Raw genomic sequence first — 22,175 nt, forward strand, 5'->3', positions numbered from 1 at the left:
AAGCCTACGCTGCCGCAACCGAGGCTTCAAGGGCCTGGAGCAGGGAGGGATACCGAAAACGGTAGCCTGCGGCCAGCAACCGCGCGGGAATTGCGTTCACGCCTGAAAGCAGCACTTCCTCGGCCATCTGGCCCAGCAGCAGCTTAAGGGCGAAGGCGGGAGCGGGCAGGAACGCCGGCCGGTGAAGGGCGCGCCCCAGGGCGCGGGCAAAGCCCCGCGAATCCACGGACTCTGGCGCGGAAAGATTGAAGGGCCCGGAAAGCCCAGGAGTCTGGATCAGGAAAGCAATGGCCCCCACCTCGTCGTCCAGATGGATGAAGGGAAGCATCTGCTTGCCGCCCCCCAGCGGCCCGCCCAAGCCCAGGCGGAAGATCGGCAGCATCTTTTCAAGGGCTCCGCCGGGGCCAAGCACCATGCTGGTGCGGATAACGACTCGACGCACGCCAAGGGCTTCGGCTCCCAGTGTGGAGGCCTCCCAACCCATGGCCACCCGTGACAAGAAGTTGTCTCCCGGCCCGGCGGATTCGTCAACGGCCTCCACGCCGCGCGCGCCATAATAGCCCACGGCAGAGGCCTGCACCAGCATGGCCGGAGGCGCTTTAGCCTGGGCGATGGCGTCCATCACCGCGGCCCCTGCGGAAAGGCGGCTGGCTTCGATGCGTTGCTTGACCTCCGGGGTCCAGCGTCCGGCGGCGATGTTCTCACCCGCGAGATTCACAATGGACGTGTCCGGGGTGATGAATTCCGCCCAGCCCGTGCCGGTGCTGCCATCAAAGGGCGCGCCGATGATACGCCCCGCAGGCCCGCCAGAGCCCAGCTGGGCCGCCACCTTTGCCGGGCGACGCGAGGGCACGACGACCTCATGCCCCTGGGCCGCCAGGAGCCGGGTCAGCGCCGAACCGATGAAGCCAGTGCCGCCAAGGATGATTATACGCATACAAGTTTTTATACGCACAATCCGCAGCAAGGGCAAGAGAGTGGGGGGAGTTTCAATTCTGCGGCACGAACGCAAGGTCCACGAGCAGGCCTGACGGATAAAAACAGAAGGCCCGAAGCCCCTTCTGCATATTAGACAGGCGCGCGCAAATACCGTACAAGGCTATCGCCCTCCCGGGCATATATCGCCAACGCCGGGGCAACCCGAACCACCCCGACACGCGGACGAGGAACATGACAGAGACTCAATACATCAGGAATTTCAGCATCATCGCGCATATCGACCACGGCAAGTCAACCCTTGCCGACCGCATCCTGGAAATCACCGGGGTGGTCTCCGCGCGTGACCAAAAGGCCCAGTACCTGGACAAGATGGATCTTGAGCGCGAACGCGGCATCACCATCAAGGCCCAGGCAGTGCGCATCCCGTACACCGCCAGGGACGGGAAGAAATACATCCTGAACCTCATCGACACGCCGGGCCACGTGGACTTCTCCTACGAAGTCTCGCGTTCGCTGGCCGCCTGCGAAGGCGCGCTCTTGGTGGTCGACGCCTCGCAGGGCGTGGAGGCCCAGACCCTGGCCAACGTCTATCTTGCGCTGGACAACAACCTTGAAGTCGTGCCGGTGCTGAACAAGATCGACCTGCCCAGCGCCGAGCCCGAGCGTGTTTCCCGCGAGATCGAGGAAGTCATCGGGCTGGACTGCACCGATCCCGCCATGGTGAGCGCCAAGAGCGGCCTGGGCGTGGCCGACTTGATCGAACGCGTCATCACCCACCTGCCGCCGCCTCAGGGCGATGCCGACGCTCCCCTCAAGGCGCTTATTTTCGACTCCTGGTACGACACCTACCTGGGCGTCATCGTGCTGTTCCGCGTGCTGGACGGCACCCTCAAGAAGGGCGAGAAAATCCGCATCTTCTCCTCGGGCAAGGAATTCGAGGTTATGAAGCTCGGCGTGTTCAGCCCGGAGAGCGTCGAGATGCCGGACTTCGGCCCCGGCGAGGTGGGCTTTCTGTGCGCCAACATGAAGGAGCTTTCCGACGCTCCGGTGGGCGATACCATCACCAAGGCAGCCAATCCGACCAAGACGCCTTTTCCCGGTTTCAAAAAGGTCAAGCCCATGGTTTTCTCGGGCCTGTACCCTGTGGAGCCCAACGAATACGAGATGCTCAAGGTTGCGCTGGAAAAGCTCCAGCTCAACGACGCTGCCTTCAGCTTCGAGCCCGAGACATCCAAGGCCCTGGGCTTCGGCTTCCGCTGCGGCTTCCTGGGGCTTCTGCACATCGAGATCGTTCAGGAGCGCCTGGAGCGCGAATTCCAGGCCCGGCTCATCACCACCGCGCCCTCGGTCATCTACACAGTGGAGACCACGGACGGCCGCAAGCTGACCATCGACAACCCGAGCCTGCTGCCCGACCCGAGCAACATCGCGGCCCTGTACGAGCCCTTCGCCAAGGTGGAGATTCACGTTCCCAACGACTTCGTGGGCAACGTGCTCGGCCTGTGCGAGGAAAAGCGCGGCATCCAGAAAGACATGAAGTACCTGACCGCCAGCCGCGTGGTCATCACCTACGAAATGCCCTTTGCCGAAATCATGTACGACTTCTTCGACAAGCTGAAGTCCTCCACCAAAGGCTACGCCTCCCTCGACTACGAGATCATCGACTACCGCCAGTCCGACCTGGTGCGCCTCGACATCCTCATCAACTCCGAAGCGGTGGACGCCTTCTCGGTCATCGTGCACCGGCAGAGCGCTTACCCCTTTGGCCGCAGTCTGGCGGAAAAGCTCAAGAAGAGCATCCCCAAGCAGATGTTCGAGGTCATCATCCAGGCCGCCATCGGCAACAAGATCATAGCCAAGGAGCGTGTGGCTCCCTTCCGCAAGGACGTCATCGCCAAGTGCTACGGCGGCGACATCACCAGAAAGCGCAAGCTTCTGGAAAAGCAGAAGGAAGGCAAGCGCCGCATGCGCCGCATGGGCAACGTGGAGATCCCCCAGGAAGCCTTCCTGGCCGTGCTTAAGGCCGGCAGCGACGACTAGCCCCGCCGCACCATCCGCGACGAGAACAACCGCGCGACCCCCAGCCGCGCCAAAGGAACACGCATGAATCCCAGATGGCTCAAGACCCTCAAGGAATATATCGAAGCCCTGCTGGTGGCCGTTGTTCTGGCCCTCATCATCCGGGCCTTCGTGGTCCAGGCTTTCAAGATCCCCACGGGCTCCATGCTTGAGACCCTGCAGATCGGCGACCAGCTGCTGGTGAGCAAGTTCCACTACGGCCTGAAGCTGCCCTTCTCCGACAAGATTCTGGTGCCCGTGTACGAGCCCGCGCGCGGCGACGTCATCGTGTTTGAATACCCCTTCAACGAGAAGCTGGACGCCAACCGCCCGCAGCTCAAGGACGTGGACTTCGTCAAGCGCATTGTGGCCCTCCCGGGCGACACCATCGAAATCCGCGGCAAAGAGGTCTTCGTCAACGACAAGCTCGTCACCGGACCCTACGTCCAGCATGTGCGCGAGGACATCGAGCCGAGCCCGCTGCCCGAAGGCCACCCCCCCATCACCATCGACCCCAAGTCCTACTTCGACCACTGTGAAGACACCACGAGCACCTGCCGCGCCAAGCGCGACTGGATGCCCAAGATCACCGTGCCCGAGGGCCAGTACTTCACCATGGGCGACAACCGCGACGAATCCTTCGACTCCCGCTTCTGGGGTTTTGTGACCCGCGAGAGCATCAAGGGCAAGGCCATGGTCATCTACTGGTCCTGGACCGGCCCCTCGAACATCCGCTGGGAGCGCCTGGGCAAGATGATCCACTAGCGCACGGGCGCCGCCAAGGCCTGAGGCCAGCATAATGAGCGAACGCGCGCGCGCCTCCCTGCTGTTGGCCGCGACGGCCCTCATCTGGAGTTCCGGGGGGCTGGCCATCAAGCTGGTCAGCCTGCACCCCATGGCGCTCACCGGGGTGCGCAGCGCGCTTTCGGCCCTGACCCTGGCGCTCATCTTCCGCAAGAATCTCAGCTTCGCCTTCACCCCGGCGCGGGCCTGCGCGGCCATAAGCTACGCCGGGCTGCTCATCTCCAATGTGGCCGCCACCAAGATGACCACATCGGCCAACGCCATCCTCCTGGCCTACACCGCGCCGGTGTACGTGGCCTTGCTCGCACCGCGCCTGCTGGGCGAAAAGACGCGCCCTTCCGACTGGCTGTTCATCGCCGCCGTGCTCGCGGGCATGGTGCTGTTTTTCCTCGACCAGCTCTCGGCTCAGGGGCTGCTAGGCAATTTTGTGGCCGTGGGCTCCGGCCTGTGCTACGCGGCCTTCACCCTGTCCATGCGCGCGCAGAAGGACGCCTCTCCTGTTGAGTCCGTGCTCCTGGGCCACGGCCTTACGGCCCTCGTGGGCCTGCCCTTCCTGATCCACGGACTGCCCAGCGCGGAAGGCTGGCTGGGCCTGCTCTACCTGGGCGTGCTGCAGCAGGGCGTGTCGCTGGCGCTCTATGTCTGGTGCATCAAGCGCCTGGGCGCGCTGGAGGCCATCCTCATCATGACCCTCGAGCCCATCCTGAATCCCGTCTGGGTGGCGCTGGGGGTGGGCGAGTTGCCCGGCCCGTGGGCGACGATCGGCGGGCTGGTGGTGCTTGGTGCCGTGACCCTGCGCAGCGGGCTTCAGGCCCGGTCCGCCACGCAATAGGCCGGAAGCACGACGGAAAGCACTGGGCAAAGGGCTTCAAATCGCATACGCTCTATGCAAAGCCACACGCCAAGGAGCCCCCCGTGATCGCCAAAGTCCGCACCGCCGCATTGCTCGGCATTGAGGCCGTGCCCGTCGCACTGGAAGTTGACCTGGCGCGTTCGGGAATGCCTGCCTTCACCTTGGTTGGCCTGGCGGAGGGAGCTGTGCGCGAGGCCAAGGAGCGCGTGCTCTCGGCGCTGAAAAACGCCGGCCACCGCCTGCCGCCCTCGCGCATAACAGTGAACCTGGCTCCTGCCGACCTGCGCAAGGAAGGCAGCGGCTACGACCTGCCCCTGGCCCTGTGCCTGCTGGGCGCGGCGGAAGTCATCGACGCGGAGCGGCTGGAAGGCTGGTTCCTGGCCGGAGAGCTGTCCCTGGACGGAAACCTCGGCCCGGTGCCGGGCATCCTGCCACTGGCCATAATGGCCCGGGACCAGGGCGCGCGCGGACTCATCGTGCCTGCGGAAAACGCCGCCGAGGCCGCTGTGGTGCAGGGCCTCTGCGTGTACGGGGCGCGCAGCCTGGCCGAGGCCGTGGGCATCGTCACCGGCGAGCTGACGCCGGAGCCCGCGACTGTGGACGTGGACGCCCTGTGGGCCGGGCAGGCCGCCTTCGATGGCGACTTCTCCGAGGTCAAGGGCCAGGACCACGCCAAGCGCGCCATAGAAATCGCCGCCGCAGGCGGTCATAATCTGCTTTTCGTCGGCCCTCCGGGCAGCGGCAAGACCATGCTGGCCCAGCGCATCCCTACCGTGCTGCCCCCGCTGACCTTCGACGAGGCCCTGGAAGTAACCAAGATATATTCCGTGGCAGGCATGCTGGAGCGCGACGCAGCGCTCATCGTGCGCCGTCCCTTCCGACCACCGCACCACACCATTTCCGACGCCGGGCTCATCGGCGGGGGGGCCAACCCCAGGCCGGGCGAAGTCTCCCTGGCGCACCGGGGCGTGCTCTTTCTCGACGAGCTGCCTGAGTTCAAGAAGCATGTGCTGGAGGTGCTGCGCCAGCCGCTGGAAGACGGGCGGGTGACCATTTCCCGCGCCGCGCTCTCCCTCACCTACCCCTCGGACTTCATGCTCATCGCGTCCATGAATCCCTGCCCCTGCGGTTACCTCACCGACGAACGACACGAGTGCTCCTGCCAGCCGCTCGCCATTGGGCGGTACCGCTCGCGCATCTCCGGCCCGCTCATGGACCGCATCGATTTGCAGGTGGAGGTGCCCGCCGTGCCCTACGAGGATCTGAAAGCCCCGCGCGGCAACCGCGATTCCGCCACCATGCGCGCAGGCATCCTCAAGGTGCGCGCCATGCAGGCGGAGCGCTACCAGGGCCAGCGCATCCGTCTCAACGCCGACCTCACCGGAGCGGCGCTGGAGCGCTGGTGCGCCGTGGGCGCTGCTGAGCAACAGTTTTTGGAACAGGCCGTGCGCAAACTCGGCCTCTCGGCGCGGGCGTATACGCGGGTGCTGCGCATCGCCCGCACCATCGCGGACATGGAGGAGGCGGAGACCCTCGGCATCGGGCACCTGGCCGAAGCCATCAACTTCCGCACCATGGACCGCGTGAACCAGCCGCAAGGGTGATGGGGGGGGCATGTCACGCCCACGAGTTCGCATTTTCTGCGATTATTCGGCAACTGGCATTTGGGACTATCCCCTCTATCCCAGCGATGATGACGACCAGGATTGGTACCCCTACTTCAGAACAGACGTGGACACGGCTCATGAGCCTGACCGGTTCATTCTAAGGGACCTCGCCCTGTGGAACGAACGATGGGAGGCCGTATTCCAGGCTTGGGTTGACACCGCGCTATACAATGAAGGTACTTTTGACTGCTCCCTCTTTGACCCCGACGCCTTCACCGCTGAGGGGTTTCGATTGGCGTACGAGTTAAAGTGCAATCACCCTGACTGGGAGGTAGTTTATATTGACGAAGTTGCATACGAAAGGAATATCGCATCCAAGCAAAAGGAGCGGCGCTCGTTCACCTATGAAATTAGCCTTGGTGACAACGGCGAAATGGTGCTGCGGGAACTGTGACAGACGCTGATGCCCGCCTATGGCACTTGGCCGAAGCCATCAACTTCCGCACCATGGACCGCGTGAACCAGCCGCAAGGGTGAAGGCCCAGCAATTCCCCTTCGCATGGGGAGATTGCAGTGTGCTGGCGATGCGCAACGCGCAAGCCAACCAAGGCTCTCTCATTACTACGCTAGGTTACAAAACATTTTCGAACTGTACAAATCCTCCTGCGCGTAGGGGATTGTTTTACGAATCGAGCCGTGCTACCCTCCGGGCGTATCCAAAACAGCTTCAGCCAGGCCACCCTTGAGCGCCGGGAGGAATCGTGTTCGCCCTGTACGATCTGGCCGCCGGGCCGCTTTTCGCCTTTTCTCTTTCGGTTTTCGTGCTTGGCATGGGCTGGCGCGTGCTGCGCTTCCTGCTGCTGGCGAAACGCGCGGACCCCGCAGCCCTCAAGGGCTTCCGCCTGGTTTGGGCGATAAAATCCATTTTCCGCTGGCTCGTGCCCGCCAATATCACCGCGCGCGAAAACCCCCTGCCCACCGTTGCTGGCTTCGTGTTCCACCTGGGGCTCCTGGCCACGGCGCTGTTCCTCCAGGCCCACGTCATCCTGTGGGACCAGGCCTGGGACATCTCCTGGTGGACCCTGCCGGACGAAGTCGCCGATTATTTGGCCTTCGCCTGCCTGGGGGCCGGAGCATACCTCATCCTCCGCAGGCTGGCCGCGCCCCAGGTGCGCGCCCTCACGGGGCCCAGCGACTGGCTCGTGCTCTTTCTTTCCCTTGCGCCTGTGCTTAGCGGCGTGCTGGCCTATCACCAGTGGGGCGACTACGACACCATCATCGCCCTGCACGTGCTGGCGGCAGACCTGCTGCTGCTGATCGCGCCCTTCACCAAGCTTTCCCACGTGGTATTGTTCTTCGTGTCCCGCGCCGTAACCGGCAGCGACTTCGGCAAGCGCAACGTCGGCGCCTGGTAGCCAAGGAAGCAATCATGACCCTCGACATCCCCAAGCTGAAACAAGCCCTGAATTCCCGCAACGGCGCGCGCCTGCGCATGTGGCTGGACATCTGCGCCCATTGTGGCCTGTGCGCCCAGGGCTGCCATTTCTACCAGTCCGACCCACGGCCCGAGCACGTGCCCGCCCACCGCATGAAGCCCATGGCCGAGATGCTGCGCAAGAAGGGCGAGGTGAACGAAGAGTTCATGCAGTGGCTGGTGGACACCGTGTACGGCACCTGCACCATGTGCCAACGCTGCACCATGTTTTGCCCTTATGGCATCGGCATCGCGTTCATCGTGCGCGCCACCCGCGCCCTTGCCGTCAGCCAAGGGCTTACGCCGCCGGGCCTGGCCTCGGGCCTGCAGAACGCGCTGGACGTGGGCAACAACCTTGGCATCACGGACGAGGAATACCGCGAGACCATCGAGTGGCAGCTTGAGGAATTGCAGGAGGAGATGCCGAACGCGGTTGCGCCCATCGACAAGAAGGGCGCGGAGGTGCTCGTCACCTTCCACCCGCGCGACATCAAATTCTACCCGCAGAACCTGTACGGCTACCTGAAGCTCTACAACGCGGCAGGGCTCGACTTCACCTTGGCGGGCAGCAAGGGCTGGGATTCGACGAACATCGGGCTTTTCGCCGGGGACGACCCGGCTGCGGCAGAACTGTGCGGACGCGTGGTTGCCGCAGGCGAGAACCTGGGGGTGCGAACCATCCTCACCGCCGAGTGAGGGCACTCCATCCGCGCCCTCAAGTTTGAGGGACCGAACTGGCTGAAACGAGACTTCCCCTTCGAGGTCATGGCTCCCATGAAGATGTGGGCCGACCTGCTGCGCCAGGGGCGGCTCAAGCTTAAACAAGGCTTCCACAAAGAGTCCGTGACCTTTCAGGACTCGTGCAACTTTATCCGCAACGCCGGGCATTTCGAGGACTCGCGCCTGCTCATGCGCCATGTGGCAGCAGACTTCCGCGAGATGCACCCAAACGGCGTGCATACCTATTGCTGCGGCTCCGGCGGCGGGCACGGGCTCATGAGCGAGTACAAGCAGAAGCGCCTGGCCACGGCCAAGGCCAAGGCCGAGGCCATCCGCGCCACCGGGGCTGATGTCACTGTTGTGGCCTGCCACAACTGCGAGGACGGCATCCGCGACGGTCTCAAGGCCCACGAGGTGCCCTCGCAGGTGCATCTGTTCAGCAACTATCTTGCCGAGGCCGTGGACCTGGATTAGGGCGGCGGTCCCTGTCCCTAACGGGGCGGCCGTCCACTCCGTTTTGGGATTTTCACTCAGGAAATTCCCCTTTACCCCTTTACATTTCAGGCGCAAAAACATACTGAGCCCTGTTGGCGCGCCTATGCTAACCCCAGTATTAATACAACAAATGGCGACGTCGCATCCAGCTATTCACACTGGCTGTTCGTTCTTTCGGCGAACACCAGTGATGTTCTGCACACATCACCCGAGTAATACGTATCCTGGGGGGGCTTATGCCGCGCATTAAAAGTCTTGGAACAGTACTCATTCTGTCTGTTACACTTATAGTGGCTTTGACAATTTTGGGAATCGTCTTCTACGTCTCAAAATCCTCGTACAATGTCAGCCTGCACTTGCAACAGCAGTCCATGGAGCAACTCTCCACAGCTACGCGATTGTCCCTGGACAAGTTTACCTCCAGCACAGAAACTCTTGTAGACTCCCTGGCGGCGCAGAAGGCCCTACGAGAAGCCTTCGAAGGCGACCCCAAGCGCGCGAAAGAACGCCTGCGTGAATACATCACGATCAACAAGGAGTACTGGGCCCTGTTCCTCTTTGACGCCCAGGGCGTCATCATTGCGGGGTACAACGCCAAAGGTGAGGATCTGGCCGGACAGAGCCGGGCCGACCACGACTACGTCAAGTCAATTCTGGGTGGGCAAGACAACTACTTCTCCAAGGAAATCATAAAGGCCAAGAGCGGCGACGGCGACATTTTCATCTTCTCCGTGGCGCGGAGCATCAAGAGCGCAGAGGGCAAGGTGCTGGGCGGCGTGGGCGCATTCCCCAAGTGGGAGACCTTCACCACAGCTTTCATCGACCCGCCCCGCTTCGGCAAACGCGGCTACGGCTTCATGCTCGACGCCCAAGGCCGCTTAATCGCCCACGCCATGGACAAGGCGCTTATACTCAAGGACATGCGTGAGCATGAGTTCATTCGCAAAGCTCTGGAGCTGAAAAACGGCTCACTCTTCTATGACTGGAAGGGCGAGCAGAAAATCCTTACAGTATCCACCGATCCGAAAACCGGATGGGTGCTGTGCATGAGCGCCTACGTGGACGAAATGACCCAGGCGGCACGCACTCAGCGGAACATCCTTCTGGGCATCGGCGCCTTGGCCGTGCTGCTCTTGTGCGGCGGCATCGCCTTCGTGGTGCGCAAGCTTGTGGTCACCCCCGTGAAGGACATCCAAAGCTTCACCGAGGCTATAACTGCTGGCGACTTTAAGGCCGAGCTGGACTCGGACTTCCACTACGAGATGGCGGGCATGGCCCACAACATCAAGGGCATGGTGGCCGAGATAAAGACCAAGCTCGGTTTCTCCCAGGGAGTGCTGGACGGCATACCCACCCCGTGCGGCATCGTGGGCCCGGACTTCAAGATGCTCTGGTGCAACCAGCAGGTCTGCGACTTCCTGGAAAGACCCAAGAAACCCTCGGCGTACGTGGGCATGAAATCCGGTGAATTTTACTGGAGCGATCCCAACCGCGAGACCATGTCCGACAAAGCGATCCGCAGCAACTCTCCCATGAAGGGTAAGGTGGTCTGGAGCGGTGCGAGCGGAAAGCAGAAGCACGTTGATGTGTCCACCACCCCGTTCTACGATCTTGACGGGCACCTGCTCGGATCCATCTCGTTCTGGTCCGACATAACCGTAATCATGGATAACCAGGCGAAGATCGAGAAACAGAACGAAAGCATCGCCCAGGCGGCCATTGCGGCCAACGCCGTGAGCGATCAGGTGGCCTCGGCGTCAGAAGAGCTGGCCGCACAGATCGAGCAGTCCAGCAAGGGGTCCGACGAACAGCGCGCGCGTACCACCGAGGCCGCAACGGCCATGGAGGAGATGAACTCCACCGTCATGGAGGTGGCCAGAAGCGCCGGCAACGCCGCGGACCTGGCGGAAAAGGCAAAGCACAAGGCGCAGCAGGGCTCGGACCTGGTGGACAAGGTGGTGTCGACCATCAGCGGCGTGGAGCGCCAGGCCACAATTCTGAAGGATGACATGACCGAACTGGGCAAGCAGGCCGAGGGCATCGGCCATGTCATGAATGTCATTTCCGATATTGCCGACCAGACCAATCTGCTGGCTCTGAACGCCGCCATTGAGGCAGCCAGAGCTGGTGACGCCGGACGCGGCTTCGCCGTGGTGGCCGACGAGGTGCGCAAGTTGGCCGAGAAGACCATGAACGCCACCCGCGAAGTGGGCGAGGCCATCCGGGGCATCCAGGAAAGCGCCCGCAAGAACATCCACAACACCGAGAGCACGGGCCTGGCTGTCCAGGCCAGCACGGAACTGGCCCACGAGTCTGGCGAGGCCTTGCGCGAAATTGTGGGCATGGTGGACCAGACTGCGGACCATGTGCGCGGCATCGCCACGGCCAGCGAACAGCAGTCCGCCGCCAGCGAGGAGATCAGCCGCTCCACCGAGGAGATCAACCGCATCGCCTCGGAAACCGCCGAGGCCATGCTCCAGTCCGGCCAGGCCGTAGGCGATCTGGCGCGCCTGGCCTCTGAACTCAAGGGAATCATAAACACCATGAACCACGGCTAGACGCGCCGCACACCCAGCCACGGCTGCGTTCATACACGGAGCAAGGCAACAAAAAAGGGAGGGGCCTGACGGCGCGCCTCCCTTTTTCGCGTTGCGACTGGTGTGGAGTGTTCTAGCGCAGGCCCTTGGACTGCAGGAACCCGCTGTACTTCTTGTCCGTGCCCATGATGTGCTTCACCAGCCAGTCTTTAAGGAAGCGCATGATGTCCATGGTCACCTTGGCCTGGCCGCTCTTGAGTCCGGCTTCGAAGTCCAGCACCTGCTGCACCAGCTTGGCGTGGAGCTCCTTGTGGGCCGCCGTTTCCGGGTAGCCGTAACGCTCGAAGTACTCCTCCTCCTGGCCGAAGTGCTTCACCGTGTATTCCTTGAGCCGCTCCACAACGCCCGCCAGCACGGCGTCTGACTTGCGCGCGCGCATGCCCGCGTGCAGCTCGTTGATGAGTCCGAGCAGCACCTTGTGCTGTTCGTCGATGAGCCGGATGCCCACGGAGAGATCATCGGTCCAGGTCATAAGCTGCTCGCTGGAGGTGACGCCGGTGAGCTTGCCGCTGGCCATGGCCTGGATGATGGAATCCAGTTCCTCGGCCAAGCCGGAGATCTCGACCACGACGCGGGTGGAGCTTTCCACGCTTTGCGCGGTTTGCCGCGCCACTTGGTTCACCTCGGCCACGCTGCGGTTGATTTCCTCGCTCGTGGCGGACTGCTCCTCGCTGGCGGTGGCGATGGAGGCCACCTCAAGGGCCGTCTGCTGCACGATGCTCACGATCTCCTCCATGGCCTGGCCGGAAGCTTCCGCCAGGCGGGAGCTTTCCACGATGTCGCCAGCAGCCTCGTCCACGGCAAGCACGTTCTCGCGGGCGCGGTCCTGAATGTTGCGCACGGAGTCGCCCACCTGCTTGGTTGCGGTCATGGTCTTCTCGGCCAGCTTGCGCACTTCGTCGGCAACCACGGCGAAGCCGCGTCCGGCGTCGCCCGCGCGGGCCGCCTCGATGGCGGCGTTCAGAGCCAGCAGATTGGTCTGGTCGGCAATGTCTGAAATGACGCCCAGCACCTGCCCGATGCCCTCGGCCTGGTTGCCCAGGGTGGTCATGGTGTCCTTCAGGGTCAGAATGCGCTCCTTCACGCGGCCGATGCTGCCCACGGCCTCTCGCACGCCGCGCGCCCCGGCCTGGGCGTTGCCCTTGGAGCGCTCCGCGCTCTCCGCCGCGCTGCCGGTATTGCGGGCGATTTCGAGGATGGCCTCGTTCATCTGCTCCATGGCCGTAGTGGTGCTCTCCACTCGTTCGCGCTGCACCATCACGTCCTTGCCGACGTGGTCCATATTTTCGTTCAGCTCGCGCACGGCGCCGAAAATTCGCGTGGCGGCCTCGCCGGCCTTCCGGGAAGCAGCATTCATGTTCTCCAGCAGCTCGCGCACGTTGGCCTCCGCGCTCCGGCTTTCGCCCAGGGCGCGCTCCACCTCGGCGGAGTGGCGCTCGGCCTCGGCCTCCTTGTCGCGGGCGGCCTTCACAGCCCCGGCCAAGTGCTCGACCATCCGGCACAGGCTGTCGCGCAGCTCTGCGTACTCCACCGGCATTTCGCCGCCCGGACAGGCTGCGTCCTTGCCTGCTGCGACCTCTCGGGAATAGTCGCGCAGGAGCATGAGGGGCCGCATCATCTGGGAATGCACGGTCCATAGCAAAAACGCCCCGCCAAGCGCGGCCACGCTGAAGAACAGGGTATGCAGCAAATGCGAGGAGTCCGTCAGCATGCTGTATGCAAAGGACGCCGCGCCGCCGCAAACCAGCACCAGCGACGAGGCGACGAGGCGGGTTTGTACTCTTGAGGTCTGATTAGTGGACATGCGCTACTCCTTGCGAGGGGATATAAAGCTGAGGGGGGAAAGCTTCGCCTGACCGCGAGGGTGCTAGGAAACCAATGCCGACGCACGCTGCCAGGAGTTATTACCATTTCGGCTTTTCATGCACAACCCATTAGACACCATAGATCTTTGCGGGATAAAATCCGGCGAAGCCAGGAGGACTTCCCTCTTTGCGATCCGGCCAGAGCTGTGACCGTCTCCAGCGGCACACCGCAGGCAGACGGGCTGCTCCGTTCCTGCTCTGAAGCCGCGCCCCGCCGCCAAGGACCTCCCTCGGTTATCCGAGGGCGCGTTGACGGGGGCTTTGCCCCTGCGTAGTATTGCCCTATGCACGACACCATCGCCTGTCCAGACGCCCAGGCTCAGCACGAAAAACGCAAAGCCGCCCTGTCGTCGGTGTTTGCGGCCTTGGCCCTTACGGCCATGAAGCTGGCGGTGGGCATCTCCTCCGGCAGCCTGGGCATCCTGTCAGAGGCCGCCCACAGCGGACTGGACCTGGTGGCGGCGGGCGTCACCCTTTTCGCCGTGCGGCTTTCGGCCATGCCTGCGGACCGCAAGCATCCCTTCGGCCACGGCAAGGTGGAAAACCTCTCCGCCCTGGCGGAAACCCTGCTCTTGCTCGGAACCTGCGTGTGGATCGTGGTGGAGGCCGTGGACCGCCTGCTGCACCCCAAGCCCGTGGAGGCGACCCTTTGGGCCGTGGGTGTCATGGTGGTGTCCATCGCCGTGGACTACTCGCGCTCGCGCATGCTCTTGGCTGTGGCGAAAAAGCACAACAGCCAGGCCCTGGAGGCCGATGCCCTGCATTTCTCCACCGACATCTGGTCCTCGCTGGTGGTGTTGGCTGGCCTGGGCGCCCTGGCCCTGGCCGATCAGTTCGACCAAGCCTCACCCCTGGTTCCCTGGCTGCATCGGGCCGACTCCCTGGCTGCCCTCGCCGTCAGCGGCATCGTGCTCTGGGTGTCCATCCGCCTGGGCCGCCAGGCCATCGACGTGCTGCTGGACTCCGGCGTGCAGGAAGCCCAGGACGGCATCGAGCGGGCTGTGGCCGCCGTGCCCGGCGTGCTCTCCATCCGCCGCGTGCGCGTGCGCCAAAGCGGCCCGGCCAGCTTTGTGGACATGCTGCTCGGCGTGCGCGCAGGCATGGGAATGGAGGACGCCCACGAGGTGGTGCGCCACGCCAGGGCTGCAGTCCAGTCCGTGCTGCCGGAAGCCGACGTGCTCACCGAGCTGCGTCCGCAGGAGGACGGCCCGGCAGGCTTTCTGGACCGCGCGCGCGACCTGGCCAACACCTTTGACGTGGGCGTGCATGACATGGACCTGCGCAAGATAGACGGCGTGCTGCACCTGAACCTGCACGCCGAGGTGCCGGAAGGGCTCTCCCTGGCCGAGGCCCACCGGCGCATCAGCGAGATGGAAACCGCCCTCAGGGCCGAGCTTGGCCCCAGGGGCCGGGTGGTGACGCACATTGAGCCCTACGGGGCGCACCCCGAACCTACTGAAGATGATCCCGAAAGCACCGAAACCCTGCGCCAGGCCATTGCCGAGGTGGTGGAGGAGACCCCCGGAGTGTGCGACATGCATGGGCTCACGCTCCTGCGCTCCGGCGCGCGGCTGTCCGCCTCGTTCCACTGCCGCATGCACCCTGGAACGCCAATCACCCTGGCCCACGAGCGCACCAACGCCCTGGAGGCGGCCCTGCGCACGCGCCTGCCCCAACTGGTGCGCGTCACCATCCATGTGGAGCCGGACAATACAGGCATGGCGATCCTCGACCCCGGTCTCCCGGCCTGAGACCTCAAGGCCTGCAGCACCCTCCAGGTGCCAATGTTGACAGCCACGCGCCTCCAGGCTAGCATTCTATAGTTATAAATTCGCCAGAAGGACATCGAGTAACGGAAGACGGTGCAAATCCGTCGCAGACGCGCTGCTGTAACCGGGAAACGTGCCCGCCGCGCCCACTGAACCGTCCAGGTTCGGGAAGAGCGTGGCCCTATGGCCGGGGAGTGGTCTCCGCCCGGAAGCCAGAAGACGACTCGACACAGAACCATGACGCAGGCCTCGCGACCAGGGCCGGAGAATCATGGGCGCGCCTCCCCTGGCGCGTCTTCCGCTGGGTGCCGCCAGCATTTCCCCGCCCCCTCGCGTCTAGCGCCCGCGCCATTTTCTGTGGTCCTGGCCAAACGACCGGAGGTTCTCACATGCTGACACACACTCTGGGCTTTCCCCGCATGGGCAAGGCCCGCGAACTCAAGAGCGCGCTGGAAGCGTTCTGGGCAGACGACCCGACACGCGAACCGGGCCGCGAACCGAGCAGGACGGTCCTGCTGGAAACCGCCCGCGCTCTGCGCCTGCGCCACTGGGCCGCACAAGTCCAGGCGGGCATCGACATCGTGCCCGTGGGCGACTTCTCCCTCTACGACCACATGCTGGACATGGCCGTGCGCCTTGGCCTGACTCCGAAACGCTTCGCTGATTCCAGCGGAGCTAAGCCCTCGGACCCGCTTGATTTGTATTTCCAGATGGCCCGCGGCGGCTCGGATACGGACCGCGCAGCCATGGAGATGACCAAGTGGTTCGACACAAACTACCATTACCTGGTGCCGGAGCTCTCCCGCGCCCAGGCCTTCGCTCCAGACGCCAGCGACCTCCTGGGGCAGTTGTCCGACGCCCAGGCCGCAGGCTTCCGCACCAAGGTGGTGCTGCCAGGCCCCTGCACCTTCCTGCACTTGAGCAAATCCGTCGATCCCGGCTTTGACAGGTTCGAACTTTTGCCAGCCCTGACTGAGGCTTATGCGCAGATTGTCGGCCAGCTTGCCGCCCACCACACGGGCGGAGCCGACTGGCTCCAGCTGGACGAGCCGGTGCTGGCCCTGGACCTGCCGGCGCACCTGCCCCGCAAGTTCCGCGCGGCCATCTCCCGGCTCATCCAGGCCGCAAAACCGGCCAAGGTCATGCTGGGCACCTACTTCGGCGCCGTGGCTCACAATGCAGACGTGTACTCCGGCCTGGAGCTGGGCGCCCTGCACCTGGACCTTGTACGTGCGCCGGAGCAGCTGGGTGGGATATTCGCTCACCTTGCGCCGGGCACGGCCCTGTCCGTAGGCGTCGTGGACGGCCGCAACGTCTGGAGGGTGGACGCAGGCCGCGCCCTGGCCCTGGTTGACCATGCCGTCGGCGTGCTGGGTGAGCAACGCGTCATGGTTGCCCCGTCCTGCTCGCTCCTGCACTGTCCGGTGGATCTGGACGGCGAGACCGCCCTCAATTCCGAGGTGCGCCAGTGGATGGCCTTTGCCCTGCAAAAATGCGACGAGGTGCGCAAGCTGGCCGACTGTGCGGGCGGCCTGGACCGCAGCCGCGGCCTATCCTGTGCGGACTGGCTGGCGGACAACCTGGCCATTCTGACGGCGCGGCGCAAAAGCCCGCTGCTCAACAACCCGGACGTGCACAGCCGCATGGCCGCGATAACGCAGGACCAGCTCTCCCGCGTCCTTCCCTACCCGGAGCGCGCCGTTCTGCAACACGAGGCCCTGGGCCTGCCGCTCTTGCCAACCACCACCATCGGCTCCTTCCCGCAAACCAAGGAAGTGCGCCAAGCCCGCGCCAAGCTCAAAAAGGGCGGGATTCCGCCGGAGGCCTACAAGACCTTCATGGAGGACACCATCCGCGAGGTCGTGGCCGTGCAGGAGCGCCTTGGCCTGGACATGCTGGTGCATGGCGAGCCCGAGCGCAACGACATGGTGGAGTATTTCGGTGAGCAGCTGGCCGGGTTCTGCTTTACCCAAAACGGCTGGGTGCAAAGCTACGGCTCCCGATGCGTCAAGCCCCCGGTCATTTTCGGCGACGTGAGCCGCCCAGGGCCAATGACCGTTGAGTGGTCGCGCTTCGCCCAGGCCCTGACGCAAAAACCGATGAAGGGCATGCTCACCGGACCGGTGACGATCCTTTGCTGGAGCTTCGTGCGCGATGACCAACCCCGCGAGGACACCTGCAGACAAATAGCCCTGGCCCTGCGCGACGAGGTGACCGACCTTGAAGCCGCAGGCATTCGGGCCATTCAGATAGACGAACCCGCCCTGCGGGAGGGCCTGCCCCTGCGGCGCGCCGCCTGGGACGCCTATCTCCGCTGGGCCACGGATGCCTTCCGTCTGGCCGTGGGCGCGGCGCGTCCGGAAACGCAGATCCACACCCACATGTGCTACTGCGAGTTCAATGAGATCGTGGACTGGATCGCGCGGCTCGACGCCGACGTCATCAGCATTGAGGCCAGCCGCAGCCGCATGGAGTTACTTGAAGCATTTCGCCGCTTCAAGTATCCTAACGAAATAGGCCCCGGCGTTTACGACATCCACAGCCCGCGAGTGCCCGGCGTTACGGAGATGCTGGGCCTTTTGCGCCGCGCCGCCGAGGTCATCCCAGCGCAGCGTCTTTGGGTGAACCCGGACTGCGGGCTCAAGACCCGCGCCTGGCCCGAGACCCTGACCAGTCTGGCGAACATGGTCGAGGCCGCAGCCATCGCCCGCAAGGAGCTGGCCCAGGCATAATCGAAAACCACACCCGGCGCGGGCATCCCCGCAAGTCGCCCGCGCCGGGACTACGAGCGGAGGCCCCATGCCCGACACCTTGTCCATCCTCGCCCTGCTGCCCCATTTCGGACTGGCCCCTGGCCGTGTGGCCCCGGAACATGCGTTGCCCGGCAGCCCGGAACGCTCCATCGAACGCTTTGCCGTGGATGACGACCAGGGCCGCACCTGGATGCTGGAGCGCATCCCGCCGGAACAGGCCCTCCGGCGCGAAGCGCTGGGAAACCTGCTGGCGGACCTGTCGCGGAATCCGGCCTTAGCGCCGCTCATCCCGGCTTACAGGCCCGTGGCCCTCGCTGCGGATGGCCAGACAGAAGGGGAAACCGCCGCGATGCGCTTCGTGTTGCGCTCGGACGAGGCACCCCACGCGGGGTGCTGGATGCTTTCGCCCTTTGTGGCCGGGCCGGAACTGCCCCGGCCCAGCTATCTGGACGACGACTGGCGCGGCGAGGCCATGGGGCGCGCAATTCTGGCCCTGCAGCGCGCAGGCCAGGCCCTGCCGACCCTGCTGGCGGCTCCGCAGGCCGCCCTGGCCTCCTTCCGCGACGAACTCTTCGCCGCCGTGGCTCGCCACAAGCCGCAACTGCTGGCAAGGCTGAACCCTGTGCGCGAAGCCCTCAGTGAACTTGCCGCAGTGCTCAAGGCCGTACCCAGCGCCCTGGCCCACGGCGACCTGCACCCCCTCAACGTCATCTGGGGCGCGGACGCCGCGCGGCCCCTCCGGGCGCTCATCGACTGGGAATTCGCAGGCGCGCGGCCCCGGCTGTACGACGCGGCCAACTGCATCGGCTGCGCAGGTTTCGAGCACCCCTCCGGGCTGGTGCGGGGCTTTGTCACCGGGCTGGTGCGCGAACTGCGCGCAGGCGGCATGCCAGGGCCGGAGCTGGGGCTCCTGCCCCTGTTCGTGCTGGTCACGCGCCTGGGCTGGCTTTCGGAATGGCTGCGCACAAAGGACGCCGAGCTCCTGAACATGGAACTGGACTATCTGGACATCCTGCTGGACGAGCAGGAGAATCTGGCAGAACTCTGGTGCGAGGGGTAGGGCCTAGCGGCCCACCCGGCGCTGCAGCAGAACAAAATCCGCCAGGGTCAGCAGGGTCATGGCCTTGAGCACCGGCACGATGCGCGGAATGGCGCAGATGTCGTGCCGCCCGGCTATGGTGATGCTCGCCGCCTCGCCCTTGCTGTTCACTGTCTGCTGCACGCGCGATATGGACGGGATGGGCTTCACCCCCACGCGCAGAATGATCTCCTGGCCGCTGGCCATGCCGCCCAGAATTCCCCCGGCGTTGTTGGACAAAAATCCGCCCGGCGTCATGGGGTCGTTGTTCTCGCTGCCCGTGAGCCGCGCGGCGGCGAAGCCCGCGCCAACCTCAACGCCCTTCACCGCGCCCACGCCCATGAGGGCATAGGCCAGGCGCGCGTCCAGCTTGTCGAACACCGGCTCGCCAAGGCCCGCAGGAACGCCGCTCACGCGAATCTCCACCACGCCGCCCAGGGTGTCGCCAGCGCCTTTCACGGCGCGCACGCGCTCTTCCCAAATGGGTACGATGTCCCCATCGGCGCTGAAATATGGCCGCCCCAAAGCACCCGAGAAATCGCGCTCCCTGGCCTCGATGCCGCCCAGCTCCACAGTGGCGGCGCACGCCTCGATGCCTTGGGTGCGCAGAAACTCCTGGGCGATGGCCCCGCCCGCCACGCGGGACACTGTCTCCCGGCCTGAAGAGCGCCCCCCGCCACGGTAGTCGCGCAGGCCGAATTTGGCGTCATAGCCCAGATCCGCGTGGCCGGGCCGGTACACGTCCATGATGGCCGAGTAGTCGCGGGAGCGCTGGTCCTCGTTCATTATGATGAAGCCGATGGGCGTGCCCGTTGTCCTGCCCTCGAACACGCCGGAGAGCAGGCGCACGGCGTCGGACTCCTTGCGCGCCGTGGCGGCGAGGCCTCCCTGGCCGGGCTTGCGGCGGTCCAGCTCCTGCTGGATGATCTCCTCGCTCATGGGCAGGCCCGGCGGGCAGCCGTCCAGCACGCCGCCAAGGCCCGCGCCGTGGGACTCGCCAAATGTGGTAAGGCGAAACAGGGTGCCGAAGGTGTTGCCGCTCATGTTCCCGTCCTTGTGCTTACTATTCTTCCAAAAGTTTCAGGCAGGCCGTTGTCCCAGCCTCGAAGTCCGAACCGCCGAAAAGCTCCAGCACCGGTACGCCGGAAAGGGCTTCCAGGCACTCACTAGCCGTAAGCCGCGCGGTCTCAAGGGCCTGCGGCAGATAAAACGCGCCGGGCGGCTTGCGGAAAGCCTCCAGCAGATCCGGGCGGCTCGCCAGGTCCACGCGCCGGGCCTGCATGGGGCCGCCGCCGTGCCGCCAGTTGAGCACCGCCAAACCGGACAGGGGCGCGGCCAGCCGGAACCGCGAACCCTTCGCGTTTTTCATGGACGTTGCGGCGTCCGCCAACTCGTCCGCAGCGCCAAAGCACTCGCCGATGACCGCGTCGAATTTGTCTTCTACCGCATACAGGGCCGCAGGGGGCAGGGCCGCATAGGCGCGGCGCAGGCCGGGCGGCAGGGCGCAAGCCAGCAGCGGGGCCAGGTCCGGGTTGCCGAGGGCCGTGCCGGGGTTCAGCCGCGGGTGTTTGGGAATGCCGTGCAGCACGGGACGGGCCTGTGTTTTCGGCTCCACAAGCACCCGGTCGTTGCTCAAGAAATCGCAGCCCTGCGCCACCAGATGCAAGGCCAGGGTGCTTTTCCCCATGCCCGCGAACCCGCACAGGGCGAGCCCCAGCGCGCCTTTCACCACGCCGCTTGCGTGGCCGAGGATCCAGCCCTGCGCCACGCGGCGCTCCATGTACCGGGCGCAAAGAAAATTCACCAGCTGGTTGCGGTTCTGCGCGCACGGCCCAACGGCGATGTTGACGCTTCCGCTGGCGCTCTGGCCGTCTGCGTGCCCGAAGACAAAGAGCATGCCTGTGGCCTGCTTGCGCACCACGCGCCCCCCGCCGGCCGCTAAACCTAAGCCTGCCAGATCGGCGCAACGTTCCTTGTCCGGCTTCTTGCCCGGCAGATGAGGCCGCACGGCCAGCTCCACCGGAGGCGTCTCCGCAGGCCCGTCCAGAAACAGGAAGTCCAGGTTAGCCCCACCGGAGTCCTCGACGATAAAAGGCGCGAAGTAGCGGCGCAGGTCGTCGATGATGGCGGCGGAATTGGAGCGCACAGAGAGGGTCAGCTCCTCCAGGCGCAGGCGCAGGCCAAAAGGCGCTGCTGCGCGCCCGGACAACTGCCGGGCCAGATCTTCAAAAGGAGGCGCGCTCACCGGCCCAGCTCCGCCAGGGCGTGGGCCGTGAAGGCCTGGGCCACACCAATGCCGCGCGCGGCCATGAGCCCCCGGAAGCCGCCAAAGGCTGATACCTCAAAAATAAACGGCCCGTCTGCGGTCAGGGCCACATCCACGCAGGTGAAGTCCAGGCCGAACAGCGCTCCGGCGCGCTGCGCCAGGTCGATGATCTCCTGCGGGGGGTCGAAGGGGGCGTAGCGACCGCCCGTGGCTGTGCTGGTGCTCCACCCAGCCTCGCCGGTGATGGAGCCCGGCTGCTGGCGCCGGGCATAAGTGCCCAGGTACTCGCCCCCCAGAAAACATATCCCAAGATCCTGCCCGCGCAGGTCGAGGGCCTTCTGAATGTACATCACCGTGTTCTGTGCGCGGAAGCCCTCCAGCGCGCGCGCGAGTTCGCTGGGGTCCAGGGCCTCGGCGTCGATGAGCGCCATGCCGCGGGCCTTGGAGGTGAACAGGGGCTTGAGCACGGCCCGGCCATAGGCGCGCAGGGCGTCCAGGGCCTGGGCCGGGTCTTCGGTTATGGTGGTGGGCGGCAGGGGCATGCCAGCGCCTGCCAGGGTCACAGTGCAGGCGAGCCGGTCCACCAGCCGCAGGATCAGCGAAGGGTCGGAAAAGCAGCGCACACCGCGCGCGGCGGGAATGCGCAGCATCTCCAGCCGGTCGATCATCTGCGGAGAGTAGCCCTTTGCGACCTTCTTGATGCACAGGGCGTCCAGGCCGCAAAGGTCCACGGCGTTGCCGTGCTGGTCCGGGCAGACGAGCGCGCCCGCGTCAAGATCCAGCCGCGCCCGGTCCAGGTCCACCAGAAGGCGCTCCCCGGTGGCCCGGCCCACTGCGTCGGCCAGGGCCTCGGATGACCAGGCCCCGTGGATTCCCACCACTGCTATGCGCATTACC

The 22,175-nt window shown here is 64.9% G+C and carries 16 protein-coding genes and 1 riboswitch; of the genes, 11 read left to right on the forward strand and 5 right to left on the reverse strand.

What is annotated here, in order from left to right; translation table 11 throughout:
* Window positions 1-4: 4 nt before the first annotated feature.
* Window positions 5-937, reverse strand: a complete 933-nt coding sequence (locus Q8O35_RS02920; protein WP_305570407.1) for a TIGR01777 family oxidoreductase — start codon at window positions 935-937, stop codon at window positions 5-7.
* 233 nt (window positions 938-1,170) lie between these two features.
* Between Q8O35_RS02920 and lepA the strand changes: the two genes are divergently transcribed.
* From lepA to Q8O35_RS02965, 8 genes are all read left to right on the forward strand, one after another.
* Window positions 1,171-2,979: a translation elongation factor 4 gene (gene lepA, locus Q8O35_RS02925; RefSeq protein ID WP_305570409.1), complete on the forward strand. Its 1,809-nt coding sequence runs from the start codon at window positions 1,171-1,173 to the stop codon at window positions 2,977-2,979.
* 63 nt (window positions 2,980-3,042) lie between these two features.
* Complete coding sequence (gene lepB / locus Q8O35_RS02930) at window positions 3,043-3,762, forward strand: signal peptidase I (protein WP_305570411.1); 720 nt, start codon at window positions 3,043-3,045, stop codon at window positions 3,760-3,762.
* A gap of 34 nt (window positions 3,763-3,796) precedes the next feature.
* Window positions 3,797-4,633 carry a DMT family transporter gene (locus Q8O35_RS02935; protein WP_305570413.1) on the forward strand — a complete coding sequence of 279 codons (837 nt, stop codon included), beginning with the start codon at window positions 3,797-3,799 and terminating at the stop codon, window positions 4,631-4,633.
* Between the two features lie 83 nt (window positions 4,634-4,716).
* Window positions 4,717-6,258, forward strand: a complete 1,542-nt coding sequence (locus Q8O35_RS02940) for a YifB family Mg chelatase-like AAA ATPase (protein WP_305570416.1) — start codon at window positions 4,717-4,719, stop codon at window positions 6,256-6,258.
* Between the two features lie 10 nt (window positions 6,259-6,268).
* Window positions 6,269-6,715, forward strand: coding sequence for a hypothetical protein (locus Q8O35_RS02945; RefSeq protein WP_305570418.1), 447 nt, complete (start codon window positions 6,269-6,271; stop codon window positions 6,713-6,715).
* Window positions 6,716-7,022: 307 nt separating this feature from the next.
* Window positions 7,023-7,676 carry a nitrate reductase gene (locus tag Q8O35_RS02950; RefSeq protein ID WP_305570420.1) on the forward strand — a complete coding sequence of 218 codons (654 nt, stop codon included), beginning with the start codon at window positions 7,023-7,025 and terminating at the stop codon, window positions 7,674-7,676.
* Window positions 7,677-7,690: 14 nt separating this feature from the next.
* Window positions 7,691-8,929, forward strand: coding sequence for a heterodisulfide reductase-related iron-sulfur binding cluster (locus Q8O35_RS14810; protein ID WP_333473914.1), 1,239 nt, complete (start codon window positions 7,691-7,693; stop codon window positions 8,927-8,929).
* Between the two features lie 311 nt (window positions 8,930-9,240).
* Window positions 9,241-11,508: a methyl-accepting chemotaxis protein gene (locus tag Q8O35_RS02965; protein ID WP_305570424.1), complete on the forward strand. Its 2,268-nt coding sequence runs from the start codon at window positions 9,241-9,243 to the stop codon at window positions 11,506-11,508.
* A gap of 112 nt (window positions 11,509-11,620) precedes the next feature.
* Here the strand turns inward: Q8O35_RS02965 and Q8O35_RS02970 are convergent, their stop codons facing one another.
* On the reverse strand, window positions 11,621-13,351 hold the full coding sequence (locus Q8O35_RS02970) for a bacteriohemerythrin (RefSeq protein WP_305570425.1): 1,731 nt from the start codon (window positions 13,349-13,351) through the stop codon (window positions 11,621-11,623).
* A gap of 345 nt (window positions 13,352-13,696) precedes the next feature.
* Between Q8O35_RS02970 and Q8O35_RS02975 the strand changes: the two genes are divergently transcribed.
* From Q8O35_RS02975 to Q8O35_RS02985, 3 genes are all read left to right on the forward strand, one after another.
* Entirely contained in the window at window positions 13,697-15,163 is a 1,467-nt protein-coding gene (locus Q8O35_RS02975; RefSeq protein ID WP_305570427.1) for a cation-efflux pump, read from the forward strand.
* Between the two features lie 59 nt (window positions 15,164-15,222).
* Window positions 15,223-15,423, forward strand: a riboswitch (cobalamin riboswitch).
* Window positions 15,424-15,570: 147 nt separating this feature from the next.
* A complete protein-coding gene (gene metE / locus Q8O35_RS02980) occupies window positions 15,571-17,913 on the forward strand; it encodes a 5-methyltetrahydropteroyltriglutamate--homocysteine S-methyltransferase (protein WP_305570429.1) in 2,343 nt (780 codons plus the stop codon).
* 67 nt (window positions 17,914-17,980) lie between these two features.
* On the forward strand, window positions 17,981-18,994 hold the full coding sequence (locus tag Q8O35_RS02985; RefSeq protein ID WP_305570431.1) for an aminoglycoside phosphotransferase family protein: 1,014 nt from the start codon (window positions 17,981-17,983) through the stop codon (window positions 18,992-18,994).
* 3 nt (window positions 18,995-18,997) lie between these two features.
* Here the strand turns inward: Q8O35_RS02985 and aroC are convergent, their stop codons facing one another.
* From aroC to Q8O35_RS03000, 3 genes are read right to left on the reverse strand one after another with little or no spacing between them, the layout of a single operon-like run.
* The gene (gene aroC / locus Q8O35_RS02990) at window positions 18,998-20,056 is read right to left on the reverse strand and encodes a chorismate synthase (protein WP_305570433.1); all 1,059 of its coding nucleotides are present in this window, start codon (window positions 20,054-20,056) and stop codon (window positions 18,998-19,000) included.
* Between the two features lie 19 nt (window positions 20,057-20,075).
* On the reverse strand, window positions 20,076-21,257 hold the full coding sequence (locus tag Q8O35_RS02995) for an HprK-related kinase B (RefSeq protein ID WP_305570435.1): 1,182 nt from the start codon (window positions 21,255-21,257) through the stop codon (window positions 20,076-20,078).
* Window positions 21,254-22,171, reverse strand: a complete 918-nt coding sequence (locus tag Q8O35_RS03000; protein WP_305570437.1) for a GAK system ATP-grasp enzyme — start codon at window positions 22,169-22,171, stop codon at window positions 21,254-21,256. The genes Q8O35_RS02995 and Q8O35_RS03000 overlap by 4 nt, the downstream gene beginning before the upstream one ends.
* Window positions 22,172-22,175: the final 4 nt, after the last annotated feature.

It is taken from the genome of Humidesulfovibrio sp. (assembly GCF_030689645.1).
In the GTDB taxonomy this organism is placed as follows: Bacteria; Desulfobacterota; Desulfovibrionia; order Desulfovibrionales; family Desulfovibrionaceae; genus Humidesulfovibrio.